This window comes from Halorubrum sp. CGM5_25_10-8B (genome assembly GCF_005435095.1).
Taxonomy (GTDB): Archaea; Halobacteriota; Halobacteria; order Halobacteriales; family Haloferacaceae; genus Halorubrum; species Halorubrum ezzemoulense.
On sequence record NZ_SGTY01000038.1, the window covers coordinates 1 to 935 of the forward strand.

The window sequence follows — 935 nt, forward strand, 5'->3', positions numbered from 1 at the left end:
ACGATCGATGTGACGGGCGTCGAGAACACGGCTCAGGACTCGACAAGCGGAACATTCACCGACGGGGGTTCGGTGCCGTTTAACATTGGTGGGACCGAGAGGCCGCGAGACGCGACGGTCACGCTCACAGGGATCGAGGAAACCTCACAAGCGTCGACGAGCGAAACGCTCTCGGACAGCCAAAGCATGCCGATCGACGTTGGCGGCACGACGAGCCCGCGAGACGTGACCGTGACTCTCACGGGCCACGAGTCGTCGGCGTCGAGATCGATCTCCGGCAGTTTGACACAGTCATCAACGACGGAGACGATAACATCGGACGCGACACAATTGAGAAACGCCGAGGTCTCGGCGACGGGGAGCGAGATCACCGGGCCGGCCGTCGATGCGTCCGATGTTAGCGGACTCCTTTATATCGCCTCCGGCGAGTCGAAAACGATCACGATGAATGTCCCGTCAACGATTGACACGCTCAACGCCTTCCGCGTCAACAACGGACGTTTTGAGGGGGCTGGCGAGTATGAAGTCTCAATCGACGGGACGAGCATTGGAGTGTTCGACAACGCGGGTGACACGGAACAGACGGTCGACTTCGATGATGGTTCGATTGATGTATCGAGCAAAAGTCAGGTGACGGTGACGATCGAAAATCGGGCGGATGGCGATCTGACGATCGACAACGATGCCACGCAATTCGGGTATGTAAACCTCGTCTCAAAACCGGATGTAACGATAAACGGGATCTCACTCGGAACCGGAGGATCGGCATCGACATCACTCAATGACGGTGATGTCGTCAATGTTGAGACGGTCGGCGGCTCGATCGACTACTCGATCACTTGGGACGATGTCGACGTGACAGAAGATCCAACGGCGACCGTCGCCGGTCAGACTATATCACACTCGGGCACGCTTGGACAGGGAGAGACGGTCAC

General features: G+C 57.9%; 1 pseudogene. It reads left to right on the plus strand.

The features are described 5' to 3' along the window. Positions 1-935: pseudogene (locus tag EXE51_RS17610) on the plus strand (hypothetical protein); the annotation flags it as partial.